Annotated in this window: 5 protein-coding genes; all 5 read right to left on the bottom strand. The window is 77.4% G+C overall.

Annotation, left to right across the window (positions count from 1 at the left end):
- Nucleotides 1-151 precede the first annotated feature (151 nt).
- Nucleotides 152-487, bottom strand: a complete 336-nt coding sequence (locus GTQ99_RS20100; protein ID WP_166617482.1) for a hypothetical protein — start codon at nucleotides 485-487, stop codon at nucleotides 152-154.
- Nucleotides 484-1,536 (bottom strand): tRNA (adenosine(37)-N6)-threonylcarbamoyltransferase complex transferase subunit TsaD, encoded by a 1,053-nt coding sequence (gene tsaD, locus GTQ99_RS20095; RefSeq protein ID WP_166617481.1) that lies wholly within the window; start codon nucleotides 1,534-1,536, stop codon nucleotides 484-486. The genes GTQ99_RS20100 and tsaD overlap by 4 nt, the downstream gene beginning before the upstream one ends.
- The gene (def, locus tag GTQ99_RS20090; protein ID WP_420814596.1) at nucleotides 1,533-2,057 is read right to left on the bottom strand and encodes a peptide deformylase; all 525 of its coding nucleotides are present in this window, start codon (nucleotides 2,055-2,057) and stop codon (nucleotides 1,533-1,535) included. Before def ends, tsaD begins: the two co-directional genes overlap by 4 nt.
- Nucleotides 2,058-2,178: 121 nt before the next feature.
- Nucleotides 2,179-3,813 (bottom strand): SpoIIE family protein phosphatase, encoded by a 1,635-nt coding sequence (locus GTQ99_RS20085; protein ID WP_166617479.1) that lies wholly within the window; start codon nucleotides 3,811-3,813, stop codon nucleotides 2,179-2,181.
- Nucleotides 3,814-3,874: 61 nt separating this feature from the next.
- The coding region (locus tag GTQ99_RS20080) for a YceI family protein (protein ID WP_205707890.1) at nucleotides 3,875-4,576 on the bottom strand (702 nt) is incomplete at its 5' end.

Here is a 4,576-nt window from a genome sequence, read left to right as displayed (position 1 = left end):
ACCGGGTGCGGGTGGGCGCGAGCACGGGCACCGCGGTGGGCGGGCCGGGGACGAGCACGGACGAGGTGCTGGCGGCGGCCGACGCGCGCATGTACGACGCCAAGCGCGCCGCGCGCGCCTCGCGCGCCGCGCGGGTCTGAGACGGGCCCGCTCAGCCCTCGCGGGCGGCGGCCTCGACGAGCGCGACGGCCTCGGCCAGGCCCAGCCGCCGGTCCGCGCGGCGCAGCCGGCGCACCTGCTGCACGCGGCCCTCCCCCGGCGCCTGCACCAGCAGCTCGCGCACCCGCTGCACCGGCCAGTCGCCGGCGGCCGCGGCCGAGCGCTCGCGCCGGCGGCGCTCCAGCGACACCGACAGCACCAGGCCGCCGGCGACCATCAGCCACGCGCCCGCGGAGGTCTCGCCCCGCAGCACGGTGACGACCCCGGCGAGGACGGCCACCGAGGACAGGACCGCCGCCGCCCAGCGCAGCGCCTCGGGGACGCTCACGTCCAGGGCCCGGCCAGCAGCGCGCCGGTCAGCGGCGCGGACGGGTCGGCGGCCAGGTCCAGCCCGGAGGCGGGCGCGCCGGCGCGCACGAGCAGGTCGCCGACGGCGGCGATCATCGCGCCGTTGTCGGTGCACAGCCTGATCGGCGGCACCCGCAGCTGCAGACCGGCCGCGGCGCAGCGCTCCTCGGCCAGCGCGCGCACGCGCGAGTTCGCCGCGACACCGCCCACGAGCAGCAGCGCGTCGACGCGGTGCTCGACGCAGGCGGCGACGGCCTTGCGGGTGAGGACGTCGGCGACGGCCTCCTGGAAGCTGGCCGCGACGTCGGCGACCGGCACCTCGCCGCCGGCGTCGACGCGGGCCTCCACCCAGCGCGCCACGGCCGTCTTCAGCCCGGAGAAGGAGAACCCGTAGGCGGGGTCGGAGGGGCGCGAGAGCGCGCGCGGGAAGGCGATGGCGCGCGGGTCGCCGTCGCGGGCGGCCCGGTCGACGGCGGGGCCGCCGGGGTAGCCCAGGCCGAGGACGCGGGCGACCTTGTCGAAGGCCTCCCCCGCGGCGTCGTCGACGGTGTCGCCCAGGTGCACGACCGGGTCGCGGCCCAGGTCGCCGAGCAGCAGCAGCGAGGTGTGCCCGCCGGAGACGACGAGCGCGACGCAGCGCGGCGGCAGCGGGCCGTGCTCGAGGACGTCGACGGCGGCGTGCCCGGCCAGGTGGTGCACCCCGTACAGCGGCTTGCCGAGGGCGAACGCGAGCGCCTTGGCCGAGGCCAGGCCCACCTGCACGGCCGTGGACAGCCCCGGTCCGGCGGTCACGGCGACGGCGTCGACGTCGGCGAGGTCCAGCGAGGCCGCCTCCAGCGCCCGGTGCAGCACCGGGACGATCGCCTCCAGGTGGGCGCGGGCGGCGACCTCGGGCACGACCCCGCCGAAGCGGGCGTGCGCGTCCATGCTGGAGGCCAGGGCGTCGCCCAGCAGCACGCCGTCGCTGACGAGGCCGACACCGGTCTCGTCGCAGCTGGACTCCACGCCCAGCACGACCGGCGAGCTCACGGCTGCTCCTGCCCGGGCGCGGACAGCCCGGCGGCGGCGAGGACCTCGGCGCGCTGCCCGGCGTCGAGGCGGTCGACGTAGACGACGCCCTCGAGGTGGTCGACCTCGTGCTGCAGGCAGCGCGCCAGCAGGCCGGTGCCGACGATGCGCACCGGGTTGCCGTGCACGTCGCGGCCGGTGACCTCGGCGCGGTCGGGGCGGGCGAGGTCGGCGTACTGGCCGGGCACCGACAGGCAGCCCTCGCCGTCGAGGTCGAGGCGGCGCTTGCGGCCGGAGGGCAGGTGCAGCACGGGGTTCACCACGTGCGCGACGACGTTCTCGCCGGTGCGCTCGGTCTCCTCGTCGGGGCAGTCGACGACGAAGACGCGGGCGTCGACGCCGATCTGGTTGGCGGCCAGGCCCACGCCGTCGGCCGCGGCCATCGAGGCGAACATGTCGGCCACCAGCTGCACGAGGTCGTCGTCGAAGGCGGTGACCTCCGCGCAGCGGCGGTGCAGGACGGGCGTGAAGTAGGTCGTGATGGGGTGCGCGACGCCGGTGCGCCCCGCGAAGACGACCTCGGCGGCGGTCTCGGGGGGCGTCTCCGGGAAGGTCTCCGGGACGGGGGTCGCGTCCTGCTCGCTCACGAGAGGCGATCGTAGGTCAGTCCTGCGGGTGGAAGCGGACCGCGAGCACCGCGACGTCGTCGCCGCCCGCGGTGCCCACCTCGGCCAGCAGCGCGTCCAGGCCGGCGTCCAGGTCGGGCCCGGCCAGCGAGCGCCCCGCGCGGCGCAACCGCTCCAGGCCCTCGTCGAGCTCCTCGTCGCGGCGCTCGACGAGGCCGTCGGTGTAGAGCAGCAGCGTGCTGCCCGCGCCCACCCGCACGAGGTGGTCGGAGCGGGAGGGCGCGGCGACGCCGACGAGCAGGTCGGCGGGCGCGTGCAGCAGCCGGGCCGTGCCGTCGGCGTCGACGAGCAGGGGCGGCGGGTGGCCGGCGTTGGCCCAGCGCAGCGTGCGCAGCCCGGCCGCGCGCTCGCGCTCGTCCTGCTCGAGGCGGGCCACGACGCAGCTGGCGAGGATGGCCTGCCCGCCCAGGGAGTCCAGCACCGACTCCAGCCGGCGCAGCAGCTCCGCGGGCGGGTCGTCGCGGTCGACGGCCAGCGCCCGCAGCGCGATCCGCAGCTGCCCCATGCCGGCGGCGGCGGTGATGTCGTGGCCGGTGACGTCGCCGATGACGAGCATCGTCGTTCCGTCGGGCAGCAGCAGCGCGTCGTACCAGTCCCCGCCGACCTGGTCGTCGGCGTGGGCGGGCACGTAGCGGGCGCTCAGCTGCAGGTCGTCCGGCTGCGGCAGGGCGCTGGTGAGCATCGAGGCCTGCAGGGTGCGGGCGGTCGCGGTGCGCTCGTCCAGCAGCAGCGCCCGCTGCAGCGCCTGCGTGGTGTAGGAGGCCAGCGAGACGAGCATGGCCCGCCGGCTCTCCGGCAGCTGCAGGTCCTCGTGCCAGACCATGGTGAGCAGCCCGACGGTGCGGCCGGCGGCCACCAGCGGCACCGTCGCCAGGTAGTGCACGTCCGCGGTCTCCCAGCGGTGCGCCAGCTCGGGGAAGCGGGTGCGCAGGCTGGCGGCGTCGTCGAAGCGCGGGGCGCCCTCGCGCATCGCCAGGGTGCCGGGGCCGGGGCCGTCCAGGGGCAGGTCCTGCCACTCCTCCTCGGCGCCGGGGGCCAGCTCGCCGGTGAAGGGGGTGCGCAGCAGCCGCCGCTCGTGGTCGACGACGCTGAGCGCGCAGTAGGCGGCGCCGAAGCCGTCGCGGGCGGCGGCCACGACGACCTCCGCGACGTCGCGCACGGTGCGGGTGGCCGTCAGCGCCTCCGACAGCCGCAGCAGCCGGGTGGTGTGCTCCAGCGAGCCCTGCAGGGAGCGCAGCGCCTCGTCGCGCTCGCGCTGCAGCAGGTGCTGGCGGGTGACGTCGCGGTAGGCGCACAGCACGTGCGCGTCCATCCGCTGGGCGCGCACCTCGATCCACAGGCCGGTGCCGGGGACGGGGCCGGTCCACACCACGACGCCGCTCTCCTCGCGGGTGCGCTTGAGCTGGCGGTGGACCTCGGAGCCGACGGCGGCGGGGAAGACCTCCGGCAGCAGCCGGCCCACGAGGTCCTCGGGGGTGAAGCCGTAGAGGGCCGCGCCGGCGTCGTTGACGTGCACGATCCGCCACGCGGCGGCGTCGAGGACCATCAGACCCTCGGAGACCTCTTGCCACGCGCGCAGGAGCAGCGGGTCCACCGCTCCCGCGGACGACATGCCCACCACCCTAGGAGCCGCTCCCGCTCCCCGCAGGCGATCGGCGCGGCCGCGGGCGCGCTCAGGCCGGGGCGGCGGTGACGGAGAACTCGATCGTGCCGGTGCCCTCGACGGAGACGAAGCCCAGGTCGGGGGCCTGGACCCCGAAGTCGGCCCACGTCAGCGGCAGCGCGCCGGTGACGGTGACGGAGTCCTCGGCGGTGCGCTCGACGGTGGCGGGCAGCTGCACCTCGCGGGTCGTGCCGTGCAGCGTCATCGTGCCGGGCAGGGTCACCGAGATCGTCGCGCCGACGTCCAGGCCGCCCAGCGGCACGGGAGCGGTGAGCGCGAAGTCGGCGGTGGGGAAGCGCGCGACGTCCACGACGCGGGTGCGGAACTGGTTGTCGCGCTGGCCGGAGTCGGTGCTCACGCTCGCCAGGTCGACGGAGACGGTGGCCGCGGTCAGCTGCCCGCCGGCGACCACGAGGTCCCCGCCGACCTGGTCGGTGCGGCCGGTGACGGTGACGTCCTGGCCGTTGAGGACCTCGTCGACGCGGTAGCCGGCGGTGCCGCCGGGCACGACGGTCCAGCTGCCGTCCAGGGCGGGGTCGGTGGCGGCGGCGCTGGGCGCGGCGGCCGGCGCGGCGCCGGCGCTCACCAGCGGGGCGGCGGCCCTGCCCTCCTGCACGCTCGCGTAGATGCGCGGGCCGACCACGGCCAGCAGCAGGAGCAGGACGGCGACGACCGCGAGGGCGGTCCACAGCCGGCGGCGGCGGTGCGGGCG

The sequence above is a fragment of the Kineococcus vitellinus genome, from assembly GCF_009906315.1.
GTDB lineage: Bacteria > Actinomycetota > Actinomycetes > Actinomycetales > Kineococcaceae > Kineococcus > Kineococcus vitellinus.
Note: the sequence above shows the minus strand (reverse complement) of the source record. Positions and strands in the feature narration are given on the sequence as shown.

Coding starts and splice junctions, on each gene's coding strand:
- GTQ99_RS20085 (WP_166617479.1), bottom strand. CDS start 3,813: ATGTCGTCCGCGGGAGCGGTGGACCCGCTGCTCCTGCGCGCGTGGCAA.